Source organism: Pseudomonas monachiensis (assembly GCF_047345015.1).
GTDB classification, from domain to species: Bacteria; Pseudomonadota; Gammaproteobacteria; order Pseudomonadales; family Pseudomonadaceae; genus Aquipseudomonas; species Aquipseudomonas monachiensis.
This window is the reverse complement of sequence record NZ_CP178857.1, coordinates 5,652,633-5,672,021: the sequence shown is the minus strand read 5'-3', so window position 1 is coordinate 5,672,021 and position 19,389 is coordinate 5,652,633. Positions and strand designations below refer to the sequence as shown.

Annotated in this window: 17 protein-coding genes; 9 read left to right on the top strand and 8 right to left on the bottom strand. The window is 59.8% G+C overall.

The window, feature by feature from the left end:
* Positions 1–95: 95 nt before the first annotated feature.
* Together ACMDB8_RS25555 and ACMDB8_RS25550 are read right to left on the bottom strand one after the other, a co-directional pair.
* Positions 96–803 carry a 3'-5' exonuclease gene (locus ACMDB8_RS25555; RefSeq protein ID WP_409078133.1) on the bottom strand — a complete coding sequence of 236 codons (708 nt, stop codon included), beginning with the start codon at positions 801–803 and terminating at the stop codon, positions 96–98.
* Entirely contained in the window at positions 800–2,740 is a 1,941-nt protein-coding gene (locus ACMDB8_RS25550; protein WP_056726598.1) for a putative nucleotidyltransferase substrate binding domain-containing protein, read from the bottom strand. Before ACMDB8_RS25550 ends, ACMDB8_RS25555 begins: the two co-directional genes overlap by 4 nt.
* 253 nt (positions 2,741–2,993) lie before the next feature.
* On the opposite strand from ACMDB8_RS25550, the gene ACMDB8_RS25545 reads away from it, so the two are divergent.
* Together ACMDB8_RS25545 and ACMDB8_RS25540 are read left to right on the top strand one after the other, a co-directional pair.
* Complete coding sequence (locus ACMDB8_RS25545; RefSeq protein ID WP_056726599.1) at positions 2,994–3,452, top strand: response regulator; 459 nt, start codon at positions 2,994–2,996, stop codon at positions 3,450–3,452.
* Between the two features lie 364 nt (positions 3,453–3,816).
* Positions 3,817–4,728, top strand: coding sequence for an EamA family transporter (locus ACMDB8_RS25540; protein ID WP_056726600.1), 912 nt, complete (start codon positions 3,817–3,819; stop codon positions 4,726–4,728).
* A 73-nt stretch (positions 4,729–4,801) separates the two neighbouring features.
* On the opposite strand, the gene ACMDB8_RS25535 is transcribed toward ACMDB8_RS25540, so the two are convergent.
* Positions 4,802–6,979, bottom strand: coding sequence for a malate synthase G (locus tag ACMDB8_RS25535; RefSeq protein WP_223541359.1), 2,178 nt, complete (start codon positions 6,977–6,979; stop codon positions 4,802–4,804).
* 568 nt (positions 6,980–7,547) lie between these two features.
* Here ACMDB8_RS25535 and ACMDB8_RS25530 point away from each other — a divergent pair.
* On the top strand, positions 7,548–8,066 hold the full coding sequence (locus ACMDB8_RS25530) for a glycine cleavage system protein R (protein WP_056726602.1): 519 nt from the start codon (positions 7,548–7,550) through the stop codon (positions 8,064–8,066).
* Positions 8,067–8,281: 215 nt separating this feature from the next.
* Here the strand turns inward: ACMDB8_RS25530 and rarD are convergent, their stop codons facing one another.
* The 5 genes from rarD to ACMDB8_RS25505 all read right to left on the bottom strand — a co-directional run bounded on the left by rarD (position 8,282) and on the right by ACMDB8_RS25505 (position 14,061).
* Entirely contained in the window at positions 8,282–9,169 is an 888-nt protein-coding gene (rarD, locus tag ACMDB8_RS25525; RefSeq protein ID WP_046039417.1) for an EamA family transporter RarD, read from the bottom strand.
* Between the two features lie 172 nt (positions 9,170–9,341).
* On the bottom strand, positions 9,342–10,316 hold the full coding sequence (locus tag ACMDB8_RS25520; RefSeq protein WP_056726604.1) for a serine/threonine protein kinase: 975 nt from the start codon (positions 10,314–10,316) through the stop codon (positions 9,342–9,344).
* Positions 10,317–10,524: 208 nt separating this feature from the next.
* Positions 10,525–12,426 (bottom strand): PhoX family protein, encoded by a 1,902-nt coding sequence (locus ACMDB8_RS25515; protein ID WP_056726605.1) that lies wholly within the window; start codon positions 12,424–12,426, stop codon positions 10,525–10,527.
* Between the two features lie 66 nt (positions 12,427–12,492).
* Positions 12,493–13,257 carry a TOBE domain-containing protein gene (locus ACMDB8_RS25510; RefSeq protein WP_056726606.1) on the bottom strand — a complete coding sequence of 255 codons (765 nt, stop codon included), beginning with the start codon at positions 13,255–13,257 and terminating at the stop codon, positions 12,493–12,495.
* Between the two features lie 63 nt (positions 13,258–13,320).
* A complete protein-coding gene (locus ACMDB8_RS25505; RefSeq protein ID WP_056726607.1) occupies positions 13,321–14,061 on the bottom strand; it encodes a ComF family protein in 741 nt (246 codons plus the stop codon).
* A gap of 93 nt (positions 14,062–14,154) precedes the next feature.
* Between ACMDB8_RS25505 and bioB the strand changes: the two genes are divergently transcribed.
* The 6 genes from bioB (at position 14,155) to ACMDB8_RS25475 (ending at position 19,190) form a co-directional block, all read left to right on the top strand.
* The gene (gene bioB, locus ACMDB8_RS25500; RefSeq protein WP_056726608.1) at positions 14,155–15,210 is read left to right on the top strand and encodes a biotin synthase BioB; all 1,056 of its coding nucleotides are present in this window, start codon (positions 14,155–14,157) and stop codon (positions 15,208–15,210) included.
* Positions 15,211–15,385: 175 nt separating this feature from the next.
* On the top strand, positions 15,386–16,564 hold the full coding sequence (gene bioF / locus ACMDB8_RS25495) for an 8-amino-7-oxononanoate synthase (protein WP_223541360.1): 1,179 nt from the start codon (positions 15,386–15,388) through the stop codon (positions 16,562–16,564).
* Positions 16,557–17,288 carry an alpha/beta fold hydrolase gene (locus ACMDB8_RS25490; protein WP_056726610.1) on the top strand — a complete coding sequence of 244 codons (732 nt, stop codon included), beginning with the start codon at positions 16,557–16,559 and terminating at the stop codon, positions 17,286–17,288. The genes bioF and ACMDB8_RS25490 overlap by 8 nt, the downstream gene beginning before the upstream one ends.
* Positions 17,281–18,093, top strand: coding sequence for a malonyl-ACP O-methyltransferase BioC (gene bioC, locus ACMDB8_RS25485; protein ID WP_056726611.1), 813 nt, complete (start codon positions 17,281–17,283; stop codon positions 18,091–18,093). Before ACMDB8_RS25490 ends, bioC begins: the two co-directional genes overlap by 8 nt.
* Entirely contained in the window at positions 18,090–18,770 is a 681-nt protein-coding gene (gene bioD, locus ACMDB8_RS25480) for a dethiobiotin synthase (protein ID WP_056726612.1), read from the top strand. Before bioC ends, bioD begins: the two co-directional genes overlap by 4 nt.
* 123 nt (positions 18,771–18,893) lie before the next feature.
* Positions 18,894–19,190 (top strand): hypothetical protein, encoded by a 297-nt coding sequence (locus tag ACMDB8_RS25475; protein WP_056726613.1) that lies wholly within the window; start codon positions 18,894–18,896, stop codon positions 19,188–19,190.
* The last annotated feature ends 199 nt before the right edge of the window (positions 19,191–19,389 follow it).

Below are 19,389 nucleotides of genomic sequence, written 5' to 3'. Positions count from 1 at the left end.
CGAGGGAGGTAAGCAATTGGCGTTGGTCGGGCGGGACATTTGCGACGGCCCCTGTAGGCGCGAGGAGGCTCGCTCCTACAGGGATGGCGTATGGGTCAGAAGGACGGCGCCTGCTGCCGGCGTTTCCACTGATTCAAGCGCTGTTGCAGGTTCAACGGGCTGTGAATCTGCTGCTGTCGCGCACGGCTGAACAGGATCATCATCAGTTCGGCGGTGGCCAGGGCGTCGGCGCTGGCGTGGTGGCGCTCGAAGACTTCGAGCTTGAACCAGTCGATCCAGTCGTCCAGCCCGGCCTCGCGAATGTGCGCCTGGGGACATAGCAGCGGCGCAATATCCGCCACATCCAGAAACGGATGCTGCAATTTGAAACCCAGGTGATCTTTCAATGCACGGCCGAGCATGTGCTGGTCAAACGGCGCGTGGAAGGCCAGTACCGGACTGTCCCCGATGTACTCCATCAGGTCGAGCAGTGCTTCTGCCGGTTCGCTGCCCGCCGCAATGGCGCTGGGGCCAATGCCATGGATCAGCACGCTGGGGCCGAGTTTCACTTGCGGATATTGCAGGGTGCGTTCGAACATTTGGCGAAAGTCGATGGCCCCGTCCTCGATCACCACCGCGCCGATGGACACCACGTGGTCCTTGTTCAGGTTCAAACCGGTGGTTTCCAGATCGAGCACCACCCAGCGCTGTTCGCGCAGGCTGCACTGCGCCAGCTCGGCAACCGTCGGTAATTGCCCCAGCCGATGTTGCAGGTCGGCTGGCAGGGTGAGGCTCGGCGGGCGCAGCCACCAAAACAGGCTCATAACTGATACCGCAAGGCCAGGCTGCTTTGCAGGCGTTGTGCCTGGCGCAGGGACTCACGCAGGATGCGTCGGTCCAGATGATTGAGGCTGTCGGGATCGACCCGATTCGAGTAAGGAAAATTCTCCCGGGTCTGTAGTTGGTGTTGCTGCATGCGGGTTTGCTGGATGAAGTGATAGGCCTCTTCGTACGCGGCGCCGTCCAGGGGATCGATGATCTCCTTGTCGACCAACTGGCGAAAGCGCTCCAGCGTGTTGTTCGCTTCGATACCGTGGACCAGGGCCAGCAACCGGGCGCCGTCGACAAAGGGTGCCAGGCCCTGGGTCTTCAGGTCCAGGGTGGCCTTCTCGCCATTTTTGCGCGCCAGCACGAAGTCGCGGAAACGTCCTACGGGCGGTCGATTGCGCAGCGCATTCTCGGCCATCATGCGCTGGAACAAGCGGTTGTCGCCGACCTGGTCGAGAATGCCCCGGCGCAACTGCTCACAGCCTTGCTCGCTGCCCCAGACCACGCGCAAATCGAAATAAATGCTCGAACCCAGCAGGTTTTCCGGGGTTGCCTCGCGGATAAACGCCGCAAAGCGCCGTGCCCATTCGGCGCGGGACAGGCACAGTTCGGGGTTACTGGCCATGATATTGCCCTTGCACAGGGTGAAACCGCACAGCGCCAGGCTCTGATTGATCTGCTGGGCAATGGGCAACAGCTTGCCGCGAATCTCGGCGGCTTGTGCCGCGTCGCTGGCTTCGAACAGAATGCCGTTGTCCTGATCGGTGTGCAGGGTCTGCTCGCGACGGCCTTCGCTGCCGAAACACAGCCAGCTGAACGGCACACCGGGGTCGCCTTTTTCGGCGAGGGTCAGTTCGATCACCCGGCACACGGTGTGGTCGTTGAGCAAGGTGATGATGTGGGTGATCTGCGTCGAAGACGCGCCGTGGGCCAGCATGCGCTCGACCAGTTGACCGATTTCGCCCCGCAGCGCCACCAGGTTTTCCACTTTCTGGGCATTGCGGATAGTGCGCGCCAGGTGCACCAGGTCGACCCGTTGCAGGGAAAACAGGTCGCGCTCGGAAACCACGCCGCACAAGCGCTGGTCCTTGACCAGGCAGACATGGGCGATGTGACGCTCGGTCATGGCAATCGCCGCGTCGAATGCACTGTGATCCGGCGACAGGAAGAACGGCGCCCGGGTCATGTGCCCTTCGATGGCTTCGTTGAAATCACTGCTGCCGTTGGCTACGGTCTGACGCAGGTCGCGCAGGGTGAAAATCCCCAGTGGCGCCTTGTGTTCGTCGACCACCACGATGCTGCCGACCTGTTGTTCGTGCATCAACGTCACGGCTTCGCGCAATGGTGTCTGCGGGGTGCATGTCACCGGGTGACGCATAGCCAACTCGCCCAGACGGGTATTGAGCGAATATTGGGTGCCGAGGGTTTCCACGGCTTTTTGCTGCACTTGTTGGTTGACCTGATCCAGCAGACTGCTGACGCAGCGCAGGGCGAAGTTGCGGAAAGTGTCCGATAGCGAAAACAGGCGGATGAACGCCGGCTTGTTCAGTTGCAGGCAGAAGGTGTCTTCGCCGGCCAGGTGCTCGGTGCGGGTCGCCCGTTCACCCAGCAACGCCGCGAGGGGGAAACACTCGCCGGTGGTGATCTCGAAGACCGTTTCGGTGCCACCTTTTGCCGTATGCGGACGCTCGCCCACGACCCGGCCTTGCTTGACGATATAGAAGTGCTCGACCGGCCCGTCGGCGGGTTTGATGATGCTCTCGCCGGGGGCATAAAAACGCAGTTGACATTGCTCGACCAGATACGCCAGGTGAGCGTGTTCCATCTGGTTGAAGGGCGGGAAGCGCTGAAGGAATTGCAACGTGCCCTGGATGTTCTGCAACACCGCGGTTTTCCCTGCCTGTGTGAAGGCGTCCGCTTTACTCATAACCATTACCGCAGTCTTTTTTGAATTGTTGTGGTCGGGTGACATGGACATGGTCGACCCCTACGGTCGGGGTGCCCATTGGACGTAAGTCTAGGTAGGCGGTTAGCGCCCTGAAATGTCGGAAGAAGCCTACGCAAGTGTGCGAAAAACCTCTCTGCTCCCCTATTGGAAAATTATCTGCCGGAGTGCACATTGGTGGTCAGCTTAGCGATGTCTCTTAACTGTGCTAGGGAATTGAATTGAACATGTAGAGAACGCCATGTCCGACCACGATATTTTGAGCGACGCCGAGCGCGAAGCGCTGAGTGCCGTCATGCTGGAGCCTGACCTGCCGCTGCAACGAGTGCTGATCGTCGACGACGATAAAGACGCCCGGGAACTGCTGTCAGAGATCCTCGCGTTGGAGGGCATCAACTGCATAACGGCGGCCAGCGGAGAAGCGGCACTCAAGATGCTGGTGACCGAGGCTGAGATCAAAAAAACCTCGATCGGTTTAATGATCACCGACTTGCGAATGGGCCACATTGACGGTCTGGAACTGATTCGTCAGGTTCGCGAATCGGTAAGGGCGGCATTGCCGATCATCATTGTCTCGGGTGACGCCGACGTGAAGGATGCGATCGCCGCGATGCATATGAGCGTGGTGGATTTTTTGCTCAAGCCGATTGATGCCAGCCATCTGGTGACACTGGTAAAACGCGAGCTGGGCATTAAGTAACTCAAGCCTGTAGTTATTAATTACAGGCTTGAGTTGTTTTGTTGGTTTTTATTTGTAATTTAACTTATCTAACTGGCCCGCGAAAAAGCTACTCACAAATAGCTTGTTTTTTCTTCCTGTGTTTCAGTTATCGTTCAGTTCTTGAGGGCTAATGCAGGCATTTATTTGATGTCGCGCTTGGTTCAATAAAATCTGTCGTAGCACTATCCAGGTTGCCAGTTTGACTCTTAAATATTAGCGGCTTGAGTATGCCGATGGCAGTCGTGTATTCAGGCTTCGGCTAATTCCTGTGGATAAAACTCCGGTAAAGGTCAGGTCATTACTCTTCCTGGATTGTGTGGCTGTGTATCACAATGAGGACGATATGATAAAGAAAATGGAGTTTCGCGATCTTGTACTTGTTATCGGTGTGACAGTGATGTGGGGTAGCAATTTTACGGTAATTGGTATCAGTCTTGACGGTATCGATCCTTTCATATTGACAGCATTGCGTTTTACTTTCTGTGCATTACCGTTGGTGTTTTTCCTCCCCAAACCCAAGGGTATCAGTACATTTGTAACTATCGTCTACGGTTTGTTGTTTGGTGTCGGAATGTGCTGGTTGATGAACTATGGCATGTTTCTTGGTGTCAGTGCCGGCGTGACATCTTTGCTCTTGCAATTCAGTGCTTTTTTCACAGTCATCTGGGGAGTACTTCTGTTTGGCGAGAAAATGACGGCAATACAGGTGGCTGGCATTCTCATGGCGTTGGTTGGGCTGATGTTTATAATTCATGTAACGGACGGCGATGCCGAAAGCTTTGGACTTTTTCTGGTATTGCTCGGCGCATTGTTCTGGAGTCTTTGCAATGTGTTGGTCAAGAGAAGCAAAGTTGTTGATATATTTTCCTTTGTCGTTTGGTCGAGTCTGTATGCAACACCTCCTCTATATCTGATGACTTACTGGGTCAAAGGCGCAGCCCCTTTCCAGTCGTTGCTAACGGACATGACCGCTCCGGTGCTGGCATCTGTCCTGTTTCAGGCCTATGTGGCGACGGTATTCGGGTATTGGGTGTGGAACCGAATGATTGAGAAGTATCCGGCGAGCCAGGTTGCACCGTTGTCAGTGATTGTTCCGATATCGGGCATCTTGACCTCGTGGTATGTACTCGACGAACCCATTGGTGGCGAAAAACTGTTTGCTCTCGTAATCACGGTCCTCGGAATTGCCTTGTTCATGAATGCGTCGAGAATAGGCCATTGCATCGCTGCAAACGCGTTGCGTTACAGGAGGTAGCCCTGCATTTGCTGGAAGCTGAAACAAAAATCCCCCGGTTTTTCAACCGGGGGATTGCTGTGAAGACAGCTGGTTACAACCCGTTCTTCGCCTTGAACTCGCGACGACGACGGTGCAGGACCGGCTCGGTGTAGCCGTTCGGCTGCTTCGTGCCTTCGACCACCAGTTCAACCGCCGCCTGGAAGGCAATGTTGCTGTCGAAGTTCGGGGCCAGCGGACGGTACAGCGCATCGCCGGCGTTCTGACGATCAACCACCGGCGCCATGCGCTTGAGGCTTTCCATGACCTGGTCTTCGGTGACGATGCCATGGCGCAGCCAGTTGGCGATGTGCTGGCTGGAAATACGCAGCGTGGCACGGTCTTCCATCAGGCCGACGTCGTTGATGTCCGGCACTTTCGAACAGCCGACGCCCTGGTCGATCCAGCGCACTACGTAACCGAGAATGCCCTGGGAGTTGTTGTCCAGTTCGTTCTTGATCTGTTCGGCGGTCCACTGCGGGTTCACCGCCAGCGGGATGGTCAGGATGTCGTCCACCGAAGCGTGGGCACGCTTGGCCAGTTCGGCCTGACGGGCGAACACGTCAACTTTGTGGTAGTGCAGCGCGTGCAGCGCAGCAGCGGTCGGCGATGGTACCCAGGCGGTGTTGGCACCGGCCATCGGGTGAGCGATTTTCTGTTCGAGCATCGCCGCCATCAGGTCAGGCATGGCCCACATGCCTTTACCGATCTGTGCGCGACCTTGCAGGCCGGTGCTCAGACCGATATCGACGTTGGAGTTCTCGTAGGCGCCGATCCATTTTTCCGCCTTCATGTCCGCCTTGCGCACCATCGGGCCGGCTTCCATGGAGGTGTGGATTTCATCGCCGGTGCGGTCGAGGAAACCGGTGTTGATGAACACCACACGCTCACTCGCCGCCTTGATGCAGGCCTTGAGGTTGATCGTGGTACGACGCTCCTCGTCCATGATCCCGACTTTGAGGGTGTTGAGCGGCAGGCCCAGCACGTCTTCGATGCGACCGAACAGCTCGTTGGTGAACGCCGCTTCTTCCGGGCCGTGCATCTTCGGCTTGACGATGTAGATGGAGCCGGTGCGGGTGTTTTTGCGCGAAGTGTTGCCGTTCAGGTTGTGCATCGATGCCAGGCAAGTCACCAAGCCATCGAGAATGCCTTCCGGCACTTCGTTACCGTCTTTGTCCAGGATCGCATCGATGGTCATCAGGTGACCGACGTTGCGCACGAACAGCAACGAACGACCGTGCAGGCTCAGTTCACTGCCGTCGACAGCGGTGTAGGTGCGGTCGGCGTTCATGGTACGAGTAAAGGTCTGACCGCCCTTGGCGACGTTTTCCGACAGATCGCCCTTCATCAGGCCGAGCCAGTTGCGGTAGATCACCACTTTGTCATCGGCGTCGACGGCGGCAACCGAGTCTTCGCAGTCCATGATGGTGGTCAGTGCGGCTTCCATCAGGATGTCTTTGACGCCGGCCGCGTCGGTCTGGCCGACCGGGGTGTTGGCGTCGACCTGGATTTCGAAATGCAGGCCGTTGTTTTTCAGCAGGATCGCGGTCGGTGCAGCGGCATTGCCCTGGAAACCGATCAGTTGTGCGTCGTTGCGCAGGCCGGTGTTGCTGCCGCCTTTAAGGGCGACCACCAGTTTGCCGTCAACGATCTTGTAGCCGGTGGAATCGACGTGGGAGCCGGCCGCCAATGGCGCCGCTTCGTCGAGGAAGGCACGGGCGAAGGCGATGACCTTGTCGCCGCGAACTTTGTTGTAGCCTTTGCCTTTTTCCGCGCCGTCAGCTTCGCTGATGGCGTCGGTGCCGTAGAGCGCGTCATACAGCGAACCCCAACGGGCGTTCGAGGCATTGAGGGCGAAACGGGCATTCATCACCGGCACCACGAGCTGCGGGCCGGCCATGCGGGCGATTTCTTCGTCGACGTTTTGCGTCGTTGCCTGGAAATCGGCCGCTTCTGGCAGCAGATAACCGATCTCTTGCAGGAAGGCTTTATAGGCCACGGCGTCATGCGCTTGACCGGCACGGGATTGGTGCCAGCCATCGATGCGAGCCTGGAAATCATCGCGTTTGGCGAGTAGGGCTTTGTTCTTCGGCGCCAGGTCATGAATGACCTTGTCGGCACCGGCCCAGAACTGATCGGCGGTGAGGCCGGTTCCGGGAATGGCTTCGTTGTTCACGAAGTCGAACAGGACTTTGGCGACCTGCAGGCCACCGACTTGAACGTGTTCAGTCATTGCTTGCCTCACTCTGCTCAGCTATTTCGCTTTTCAGCTCTTCAATTTAACAATGAAGCCTTTGGCCATTTAAACCACAAACCCCTCTACCAGTACATGCCCATGACAGGCGGCTGGGTTGGGACCAATCAACGGCTTGGGGCCTTGCTGACAGGGCTTTCAGGGTTGCGAACGTGCCTGCGGCAGACATCGATCCAACGTTATGTAGTGCGCGCTGCGGCATACTACATGATGAATTGCGGTTGTGAAAATTAGACTAATTACGTCGTTCTGCGACCCCATGACGCATTGCGGTCACGTCGGGGAGCGTGATGTTCTCAAAAAACTATTGGATTGTTCCAGCTAAATATCAAAAGTTGTACACGATTTGTTGGGTCAGTCAGATCGGCGGTGCCTTCATTCGCGAGCAAGCCCGCTCCCACAAGGACAGCGCATGACCCTGTGGGAGCGGGCTTGTCCGCGAAGAGGCCAGTCGATACACCTTTGATTTCGGATCTGCCCAGGCACCATCCAACCCTTGCCTATACTTGGTTCTCTATAACAAAAGTCATGACAAGAGGGCTGTGCCATGGACCACCTCGTACTCACTGTTTTTGCTCCGGACAAACCCGGGCAAGTCGAGCGCATTGCCCAATGCATTGCCGAGCACGGCGGCAACTGGCTGGAAAGCCGCATGTCGCGTATGGCGGGACAATTCGCCGGGATTCTTCGGGTGGGGGTGCCGGCCGAGGCCTACGACGAACTGGTCGATGCCTTGCAGAGCTTGTCCGCTCATGGCATTCGCGTATTGATCGCAGAAAGCGGTATCGAACAATCCTGCACCTGGAAACCGATTGCCATGGAACTGGTGGGCAATGATCGCCCGGGGATCGTGCGTGACATTACGCGCTTGCTGAGCGAGCAGGGGGTGAATCTGGAACGGCTGGTCACCGAAGTGCGTCCGGCACCAATGAGCAGCGAGCCGCTGTTCCATGCCGAAGCGATTCTCGCGGTCCCGCTGACGCTGTCGCTGGACGTACTGCAATCGCGCCTGGAAACCCTGGCTGACGACCTGATGGTCGAGTTGGTGCTGCGCAGTGAACCCTGATCAGGTTATCCAAGTTAAACGTGCACCGGCCTGTGGATAACCTGTAGAGACACATCGCCAGGCCACGCCGACCGGGGGTTTTCAGGTTCTGATCAAAAAACCAGCAGTTTCAGATACTTGCGCACAAACGGCGGGGATCACGCTGTGGATAACCTTGGGAAGGAATGATGCAGGCCACGGAAGACGTGGCCTGCAGGCTTTTGTGCGTTTTTTGATCAGCTGCGGCGGCGCAAACTTATCCACGCATCGATGCTGTAAACCGCCAGGCCGGCCCAGATAAACATGAACGCTACCAAGGTACTGGACGACAGGTGTTCGCCAAACAGCAGGACTGCTTGCAGTAGCACCAGTGTCGGGGCCAGATACTGGAGAAAGCCCAGTGTCGTGTAGGGCAAATGCCTTGCAGCAGCGTTGAAACAGACCAGCGGCACCAGCGTGATCGGGCCGGCGGCGACCAGCCACCAAGCCTGGGACGTGGTCCAGAATTCGGCCTGGGCGCTGCTGGCCGTCGGATTGAGCAGCAACCAGCCAAGTGCAATCGGCACTAGCATCCAGGTTTCCACCACCAGCCCCGGCAGCGCCTTGACGGGCGCCTGCTTGCGAATCAGGCCATAGAAACCGAAGGTCAGTGCCAGCACCAGCGACACCCATGGCAGGCTGCCGACTTGCCAGACCTGTTGCGCCACACCGACAGCCGCCAGACCGACGGCAATCCATTGCATGCGCCGCAGCCGTTCGCCAAGAATCAGCATGCCCAGCAACACGTTCACCAAGGGGTTGATGTAGTAACCCAGGCTGGCCTCCAGCATGCGTCCGTTGTTCACCGACCAGACGTAGGTCAGCCAGTTGGCTGCGATCAGCGCACCGCTCAGGGCCAGGATCGCCAGCCGCCGCGGGTTTTCTCGCAGTTCGCGCCACCAGCCGGGATGCTTCCAGACCATCAGCAACAAGGCGCCGAACAGCGCCGACCACAGTACCCGGTGAATGATGATTTCCACGGCGGGCACACTGGCGATGGCTTTGAAGTAGAGGGGGAAAAGTCCCCAGATGATGTAGGCACTCAGGCCTAGAATGTACCCGCGACGCGGGTTGGCGGCTTGCATGCAGAATCCTTGCTTAGGCAGCTAACAAAGAAGGGATTGTAAGGTGGTTGTATAGATGTGTCGTGTCAGAAAAAAGATCGCAGCCTTCGGCAGCTCCTACAGAGAAAACATATTCGCCCTGTAGGAGCTGCCGAAGGCTCGGGCCGCGTTCGGACGATCTTTTGATTTTCGATTAAAACAGCTTCAACGGCTCTTCATTGAGCGCCGCCAATTGCTCGCGCAACGCCAACACCTGATCCCCCCAATACCGTTCGGTACCGAACCAAGGGAAACTGCGGGGGAAGGCCGGGTCTTCCCAGCGGCGGGCGAGCCAGGCGCTGTAGTGCATCAGGCGCAAGGCGCGCAGCGGTTCGATCAAGGCCAGTTCACGGGGGTTGAAGTCGTGGAACTCGTTGTAGCCGTCCATCAGTTCCGACAACTGGCTCAGGCAATCCTGACGGTCGCCGGCGAGCATCATCCAGATGTCCTGCACCGCCGGGCCCATGCGGCAGTCGTCGAGGTCGACGATATGGAACATCTCGTCACGGCACATCATGTTGCCGGGGTGGCAGTCACCGTGCATGCGGATGTTCTGGTGCGGCGTGTTGCTGTAGGCATCTTCCACACGCTTGAGCAGATCGCGGGCCACCGATTCGTAGGCCGGTAGCAGGCTGCGGGGGATGAAGTTGCCATCGAGCAACGTGGCCAGCGAGTCATGGCCGAAGTTCTTTACCGCCAGCGCTTCACGGTGCTCGAACGGCCGAGTCGAGCCGACCGCATGCAGGCGTCCGAGCAACTGGCCCAGGCGATACAACTGGTCGAGGTTGCCCGGTTCCGGTGCGCGGCCGCCACGACGGGGGAACAGGGTGAAGCGGAATCCTTTGTGTTCGTGCAGGGTTTCACCGTTGTGGATCAACGGCGCCACGACCGGCACCTCGCAGTCGGCGAGTTCGGCGGTGAACTGGTGCTCTTCCAGAATCGCTTCGTTGCTCCAGCGTTGCGGCCGGTAGAACTTGGCGATCAGCGGCTCGGCGTCTTCGATACCGACCTGATAGACGCGGTTCTCGTAGCTGTTGAGGGCCAGGATGCGCGCGTCGCTGAGAAAGCCGATGCTTTCAACGGCATCGAGCACGAGGTCTGGGGTGAGGGTTTCAAACGGGTGGGCCATGCTGACTCCTGCGCGCAGCAGGCTGCTGCGTCCGGCCAGGCATGGTAGCGCAGACGGCGCGGTTTTAGTGGTTGGACTGAGATGTGTGGTGTCTGGGCTGACGCCATCGCGAGCAAGCTCGCTCCCACAGGAGATCTCTGGTGTGCCGCCGATCGCATGCACGCCGACAATCCAAAGTGGGAGCGAGCTTGCCCGCGAAGAGGCCCTGTCAGGCGCCGACGATCCCGCCATCTTCCCGAGAAATCGCCATCACCGAAGACCGCGGCTTGCCATTGGGCAGATGCTCGGGAAAGGTCGAACCACCGTTTTCACCCGGATGCTGGATCCCGACAAACAGGGTCTTCTGGTCCGGCGAGAAGCTGATCCCTGTCACTTCACAACCTACCGGGCCAACCATGAAGCGGCGAATCTCGCCGGTTACCGGGTCGGCACAGAGCATCTGGTTGTTGCCCATGCCGGCAAAGTCTCCGGCGTTGCTCGAATCGCCGTCGGTGAGAATCCACAAGCGTCCGGCCTTGTCGAAGCCCAGGCCGTCCGGGCTGTTGAACATGTTCTGCGGCGTGATGTTCGACGATCCGCCTTTGGGTGTGCCGGCGTGAACCCCCGGATTACCGGCGACGACGAACAGGTCCCAGGCAAAGGTTTTCGAGCCGTGATCGTCACGCTCGGTGCGCCAGCGCAGGATCTGCCCGTAGACGTTCTTCTCGCGCGGGTTCGGCCCGCCCACCGGTTGCCCGTCTTCGCCGCGTTTGGCGTTGTTGGTCAGCGTGCAGTAAACCTGGCCATCCTTGGGGCTGACCACGATCCATTCCGGGCGGTCCATGCGGGTGGCTTTCACCACACTGGCAGCCAGGCGGGCGTGGATCAGCACTTCGGCCTGATCGGCAAAGCCGCTGCTGGCATCGATGCCGTTTTTGCCATGGGTCAGTTCGATCCATTCGCCCTGGCCTTTCGGGTGATCGACGTTGCCGTCGCCGGCATCGAAACGCGCTACGTACAGGGTGCCGTGGTCGAGGATGTCGCGGTTGGCCTTGGGGTTCTTGTGGTCGATCTTGTCGCGGCTGACGAATTTGTAGATGAACTCACCGCGCTCATCGTCGCCCATGTACACCACGGCATGACCGTCGGCGGTTTCGGCCAGGGCGGCGTTTTCGTGTTTGAAGCGGCCCAGGGCCGTGCGTTTGACCGGCGTCGACTTCGGATCGAACGGATCGATCTCCACCACCCAGCCGTGACGGTTCAGCTCGTTGGGGTTCTTGGCCATGTCGAAGCGCTCGTCGTACTGGTGCCAGTTGATCTCTTTGCTGGTGGCCACCACGCCGTAGCGTTTTTGCGCCGGGTCGAATTTCTGCTCGGCGTTGCTGCTGCCGAAGCAGTCGGTGAAGTTCTCTTCACAGGTCAGATAGGTGCCCCACGGTGTCTTGCCGTTGGCGCAGTTCTGGAAGGTGCCCAGGACATTCTTGCCCTGTGGATCGGCGCTGGTTTTGAGCAGGGCATGTCCGGCGGCCGGGCCGCTCAGGGTGATGGGTGCGTTGCCGTGAATGCGGCGGTTGTAGCGCGAGCCCTGGACGAAATGCCATTGGCCGTTCTTGCGCTGCACTTCAATCACCGACACACCTTCACAGGCCAGCGCCTTGCGCACTTCTTCGGCCGATTGCGGCATGCCGCCGTGGGCGTAGAGGTAACGGTAGTTGGTGTATTCGTTGTTGATCGCCATCAGCGCCCGGTCTTTTTCGCCCGGAAATTCGAACAGGCTCATGCCGTCGTTGTTGTCGCCGAACTGGACTTCCTGATGTTCGGCGCTGCCGTTGCCGCTCGGGTCGAACGCCGGACCGTCCTTGTGCAGAGGCTGGCCCCAGCTGATCAGTACCGAGGACTTGTAGCCAGGTGGCAAGGTGATGGAGTCGCTGGTGGCGGCGGCAATGCTGTCGAAGCCCAACAACTGGCTGTTACCGGCGCTGACACTGGCGGCCATTACGCTGCGGCTCAGCAGATTGCCGCCGAGGAACATCGCAGCGCCGCACAGGGCACCTGCGCTGATGAAGCCGCGACGGCTGAGGCCGACCATGTTTTCGAGGTCGGTGGACTGGTTTTCTTCTAATAGGCTCATTTCAGGCTCCCTGCGGATTTTGCAGACACCTTAAAGATGAGTAATGAACCTTTTGTTGCAGTTTGCTTAAAGCGGCGTGCCCAGTAGAACCCGGGACGGCGAGAACTCCACGCGCACCGGCTTGCCGCAGGTCAACTCCGATGCTTGCAGAAGACTCGGTTCGACCAGGGCGCATAGGGTCAGACCGTTGGCCAGGGTGATGCGCACTTCGCTGGGGCCGTCGTCGGCGTCGAGGACTTTTTCGATGATGCCCCTGAGGCAATTGTTTCCAGGCGTTTCGACGGTGTCAGTTTGCAGTACGTCGAGCCAGCCGGCCTTGATCAATGCCACGACATCGGTGCCGATTTGCAGCTCCAGGCGCTCGGTGCTGTCGTGGGTGATTTGCGCGGTGACGATCAGGCCTTCGGCGACTTCAAGGCGAATCAGGTCGTTGCGCCCCTGAGGTTCAATCGCCACCACCTTGCCGTGTAACTGGTTGCGCGCGCTCGTGCGCAGCATCAGGCGCCCGAGCAGGTCCAGATCGCTCGCGTCTTCAGCGGCTTCCAGCACCTGGGTCTGCAAGGCTTGCAGCTTCTGGTACAGGCGCAACACCCGCTCGCCTTCGTTGGACAATCGCGCACCGCCGCCGCCCTTGCCGCCGACAATCCGCTCCACCAGCGGTTTCTGCGCCAGGTTGTTCAGCTCATCGATCGCATCCCAGGCGGCCTTGTAGCTCATGCCCGCGCTTTTGGCCGCCCGGGTGATCGAGCCTTGTTCGGCGATGTGCTGCAACAGGGCGATGCGCTGCGGACGGCGGACGATGTGCTGGGACAGCAAGGTGGGCAAAGACATGACAAGTCGCTTTGAGTGGTGACGATGGTCAGGAAGTTGGCCGCTTGGGTCGCGCGAGTCAAGTCAGGGTGTTTCGCCGGGTTTGGGCGTACGGGCCAGGCAATAGACGTCGACCCTCGCCGCACCGGCGTCCATCAGCAGGCGAGCCAGGGCCTGGGCCGTGGCGCCGGTGGTCAGTACATCGTCGACCAGCGCCAGGTGCAAGCCTTTGACGACGGCGCCGGGTGCCAGGGAGAAAGCGTTGCACAGGTTCTTTCGGCGGGCTTGGGCGTTCAAGGCCTGTTGGGCGTCGGTGTCCTGGTGGCGTAGCAGCAACCGTTCGTCGCAAGGGATATCGAGACTCGCACTCAGCCAGTTAGCCAGCATCGCCGCCTGATTGAACCCGCGCTGGCGCAGGCGTCGGATGGCCAACGGGACCGGAATCAGCGCATGGGGGCGCGGCAGGTCGTCTTCGAAGCGATGTTGCAGGTATTGAGCAAGAAGTTCGCCGAGCAGGCGGCCAAACGGCCACTTGGCGTTGTGTTTGAAGCGGGTGATCAGGCTGTCTACCGGAAAGCTGTAGGTCCAAGGCGCAATCACCTGTTCAAAGGCCGGTGGCTGCTTCAGGCAATGGCCGCAGGTGAGGCCCGGGGCCGGGAGCGGCAGGGCGCAGGCCAGACAGTGATCGCCGAGCCAGGGCAGCTCGATTTCGCAGGCTGTGCAGACAGGAGGGATACCGTCGGCCGGTTCATCGCACAAAAGGCACGATTGTTTGTTTTTTGACCAGATGTAAACCTGCCCTTCGTATCGTGGTTGACAGCGCATCGCTCTTCCTTAAATATGCCGAAACATCTGTGAAGCGGCTGTGACATTCCATTACCCAGCCGCATGCCAAAGCATAATTCAAAGGAAACGCCCATGAGCGCCAGCACCACTGCAACCCTGCGTCATGACTGGACTTTGGCCGAAGTCAAAGCACTCTTCGTTCAGCCATTCAATGACCTGTTGTTCCAGGCGCAGACGGTGCACCGTGCGCATTTCGACGCCAACCGCGTCCAGGTGTCGACCCTGCTGTCGATCAAAACCGGCGCCTGCCCGGAAGATTGCAAATATTGTCCGCAGTCCGGTCACTACAACACCGGCCTGGAAAAAGAAAAACTGATGGAAGTGCAGAAGGTCCTCGAAGAGGCCGCTCGCGCCAAGGCCATCGGTTCGACCCGCTTCTGCATGGGCGCGGCGTGGAAGCACCCGTCGGCCAAGGACATGCCTTATGTTCTGAAGATGGTTGAAGGCGTGAAAGCCCTGGGCCTGGAAACCTGCATGACCCTCGGTCGCCTGGATCAGGATCAGACCGAAGCGCTGGCCAAGGCCGGCCTTGACTACTACAACCACAACCTCGATACGTCGCCGGAGTTCTACGGCAGCATCATCACCACCCGCACCTATAGCGAGCGCCTGCAAACCCTGGCCTATGTGCGTGAGTCGGGGATGAAGATCTGTTCCGGTGGCATCCTCGGCATGGGCGAGTCGCTGGACGACCGCGCCAACCTGCTGATCCAGCTGGCCAACCTGCCGGAGCATCCGGAGTCGGTGCCGATCAACATGCTGGTGAAAGTCGCCGGTACGCCGCTGGAAAATGCCGATGACGTCGACCCGTTCGACTTCATCCGCATGCTCGCCGTCGCGCGCATCCTGATGCCGCAATCCCACGTGCGCCTGTCCGCCGGCCGCGAAGCCATGAACGAGCAGATGCAGGCCCTGGCGTTCTTTGCCGGCGCCAACTCGATTTTCTACGGCGAAAAACTGCTGACCACCGCCAACCCGCAGGCTGACAAGGACATGCAACTGTTCTCTCGCCTGGGCATCCTGCCGGAAGCCCGCGAAGAGCACGCCGACGAGGTGCATCAGGCGGCGATCGAGCAGGCCCTGGTGGAGCAGAAGAGCAGCGAGCAGTTCTATAACGCGGCCATCTGAAATTCGCTCCGGTTCCTCTGAAGGAGTGCGAAACCCCCTGTGGGAGCGGGCTTGCTCGCGAAGGCGTCAGTCCAGTCGACATCAATGTTGAATGTCAGTCCGTATTCGTCGGATCGCCGCCCGGAGCAAGCCCGCTCCCACAGGGGACATGTGTCATTTGATAGTCGAGGCCTGCATGTCTTTCGATCTCGCCGCACGCCTTGCCGCCCGTCGTGCCGAAAACCTCTACCGCCAGCGCCCGCTGCTCGAAAGCCCGCAGGGGCCGCAAGTAGTGGTCGATGGCCAGCCGTTGCTGGCGTTCTGTAACAACGACTACCTGGGCCTGGCCAATCATCCGCAAGTGATCGAAGCCTGGCGTGCCGGTGCGTCGAAGTGGGGGGTGGGCGGAGGGGCATCCCATCTGGTCATCGGCCATAGCTCCCCGCACCATGCCCTGGAAGAAGCGTTGGCCGACCTGACCGGTCGCCCGCGCGCGTTGCTGTTCACCACCGGCTATATGGCCAACCTCGGCGCGGTCACGGCGCTGGTGGGGCAGGGTGATACGGTGCTCGAAGACCGGCTCAATCATGCTTCGCTGCTCGACGCGGGGCTGTTGTCCGGCGCGCGGTTCAATCGTTACCTGCACAACGACCCGGTGAGTTTGGCCAAGCGCCTGGAAAAAGCCACTGGCAATACGCTGGTGGTCACCGACGGCGTGTTCAGCATGGACGGTGATATCGCCGACTTGCCAGCGCTGGCCCGAGAGGCCAAGGCCAAAGGCGCCTGGTTGATGGTCGACGATGCCCATGGTTTTGGACCGCTGGGCGCCAACGGTGGCGGCATCGTCGAACACTTCGGCTTGAGCCAGGATGACGTTCCGGTGCTGGTCGGCACCCTTGGCAAGGCGTTCGGTACGGCGGGTGCCTTTGTGGCTGGCAGCGAAGAACTGATCGAAAGCCTGATCCAGTTCGCCCGTCCCTACATCTACACCACCAGTCAGCCACCTGCGCTGGCCTGCGCCACGTTGAAAAGCCTGGAACTGCTGCGCAGCGAACACTGGCGCCGCGAGCATTTGCAGACGCTGATCCGCCAGTTCCGCAAAGGTGCCGAGCAGATTGGCCTGGAACTCATGGACAGCTTCACGCCGATCCAGCCGATCATGATCGGTGACGCCGGGCGCGCGGTGCGCCTTTCGCAGATGTTGCGTGAACGCGGGTTGATGGTGACCGCGATTCGCCCGCCGACCGTACCCGCCGGCAGCGCCCGGCTGCGGGTCACGCTGACGGCTGCCCACAGCGAAGCCCAGGTACAGCTATTGTTAAATGGACTGGCCGATTGTTTTCAGCAACTGAAGCCGGAGCCAAGCCATGCGTGATCGTTTGATTCTGCTGCCCGGCTGGGGCCTTGGCGTTTCACCGCTGGAGCCTCTGGCGGCGGCCTTGCGTGGCCTGGATGAGCACCTGCATGTCGAGATAGAGCCGTTGCCGGAGCTGGAGTCGAGCGATCTTGAAGAGTGGCTCGATGAGCTTGATTCGACTTTGCCGCAAGACGTCTGGCTAGGTGGTTGGTCATTGGGCGGCATGCTCGCTTGCGAGTTGGCGGCCCGGCGTGGCGATCGCTGCTGTGGCGTGTTCACCCTGGCCAGCAACGCTTCTTTTGTCGCCCATGATCAATGGTCAAGCGCGATGCCCGGAGAAACCTTCGACGCGTTTCTGGCGGGATGCGAAGCCGATCCGCGCGCGACCTTGAAACGCTTTTCACTACTCTGCGCCCAAGGCGCCGAAGACTCCCGCGGACTGTCGCGGTTGTTGCTCGGCGGCGCCCCGAATACCGCCGCGCCAGTGCTGCTCAGTGGCCTGCAGGTGCTCGCACAACTGGATACACGACAGGCTCTGCAATCGTTCCGCGGTCCGCAACTGCATCTGTTCGCCGGCCTCGACGGGCTGGTGCCGGTGGAAGCGGCGGGCGAGTTACTGGCATTGCTGCCGGATGTCGAAATCGGTCTGATTGAACAGGCCAGCCACGCGTTTCTCCTGGAGGATCCCCACGGTGTGGCGGGGGCGATCCAGGCCTTTTTGCATGAGTCCGGCGATGACTGATTTATCCCTTCCCAACCTGCCCGGCGCCTTGCCTGACAAACGTCAGGTAGCCGCTTCATTCTCCCGCGCGGCGGCCAGCTACGACAGCGTGGCCGAGTTGCAGCGGGATGTGGGCAGACAATTGCTCGGGCGCATGCCGCAAGACTTCGTACCGCAGCGCTGGCTGGACCTTGGCTGTGGCACCGGGCATTTCAGTCGTGCCCTGGATGAGCAATTTCCGGGCAGTCACGGTGTGGCGCTGGACATCGCCGAGGGCATGCTCAACCACGCCCGGCCATTGGGCGGCGCCACACACTTCGTGGCCGGCGATGCCGAGCGCTTACCACTGCAGGATTCGACCTGCGACCTGATCTTCTCCAGCCTGGCGGTGCAGTGGTGCGCGGACTTCGACTCGGTGCTCAGTGAAGCCTTTCGAGTACTGAAACCGGGTGGCATTTTCGCGTTTGCTAGTCTGTGTGTAGGGACGTTGTTTGAATTGCGCGACAGCTGGCGCGAAGTCGACGGCATGGTGCACGTCAACCGCTTCCGGGAGTTTGGTGTTTATCAGCAGTTGTGTGCGGCCAGCGCCTTGAATGTGGTCAGTCTGCAAAACCTTGCGCATGTGCTGCATTACCCGGATGTGCGCAGCCTGACCCATGAACTCAAGGCGTTGGGTGCGCACAATCTCAATCCCGGGCGGCCGGGTGGCTTGACCGGCCGGGCGCGGATTTTGGGTCTGATTGAAGCTTACGAACAGTTTCGTCAGGCCCAGGGCCTGCCGGCGACTTATCAAGTGGTGTACGCCGTTTTGGAGAAGCCCTTATGAGCGCAGCCTATTTCATCGCCGGCACGGATACCGATGTCGGTAAAACAACGGTCGCTGCGGGGCTGCTGCATGCGGCGCGTTCGGCGGGATTGAGCACGGCGGCGGGCAAGCCGGTCGCGTCCGGTTGCGATGTGACGCCCAAGGGCCTGCGCAACGCCGATGCGCTGGCCTTGCTGGCGGAGTGTTCGCTGCCGCTGACCTACACGCAGGTCAATCCGATGGCCTTCGAACCGGCCATTGCCCCGCATCTGGCGGCGCGAGAGGCGGGCGTGGCGCTGACGGTGCAGTCGTTGCTGACGCCGATGCGGCAGATCCTGGGCATGCAGGCGGACTTCACCCTGATCGAAGGCGCTGGCGGCTGGCGCGTACCCTTGGCGGATCAGGACAATCTGTCGGACCTGGCCATCGCTTTGAAGCTGCCGGTGATCCTGGTGGTCGGCGTGCGGCTGGGGTGCATCAGCCATGCCTTGCTGACCGCTGAGGCGATTGCCCGGGACGGTTTGCAACTGGCGGGCTGGGTGGCCAACATTATCGACCCCAAGACCTCGCGGCTGGAAGAAAACCTGGCCACCCTTGCCGAGCGTATCCCGGCACCGTGCCTGGGGCGTGTGCCTAAACTCAAGGTCGTCACGGCCGAGGCAGTGGCCGAGCACTTGCAACTGGACCTGTTGGACTGAGGTTTGTCGCATGGGGGCTTTGCCTATGGCAAGGCACTGTGCCATTAGTGTTTTTGACGGGTGTTTTGCCAGCCACTCTGCTTCAATGGCCGCTGTTGATCCTTTGAAAGGACGAGTTCTCCCATGGAAATCTCAGGAAACACCGCTTTTTATGCCGGTCTGAGCACTCTTCAGACGGGGCAGAACCGTGTCGATCAAGCCGTCGGGCAGATCGCCAACACGACGATCGAGCGTTCAGTCACCAGCCAGTCCTCCGAGGTGCAGGTCGATCGTCTGCGATCGGTTGATCGCAGCCGGCAATCGGACCTGGCCAGCAATGTGGTCGAAATGGTCCAAGGCAAGATTCAGGCGGAGCTGGGCGTGAAAATCGCCAAGGCAGCCGACGAAGTGCTCGGGACGTTGATCGATACCTACGCCTGATTCTTTAAAGAAATTTGCACCCTCCAGCGCCGCGCCTGTTCGCGGCGTTTTTCTGCGTAAGTCTTTCTTGTTCAACTAATCTTTTCGGTGCGGCGGGCTGCTTCGCAAGCGCGGCTGCGTTGTCGCGTGCCTGTGTGTCCAATCCTGCGATGACGAACGGCAAAAGATCGACGCTTGACAAGATTTGGGCGTAAACGTA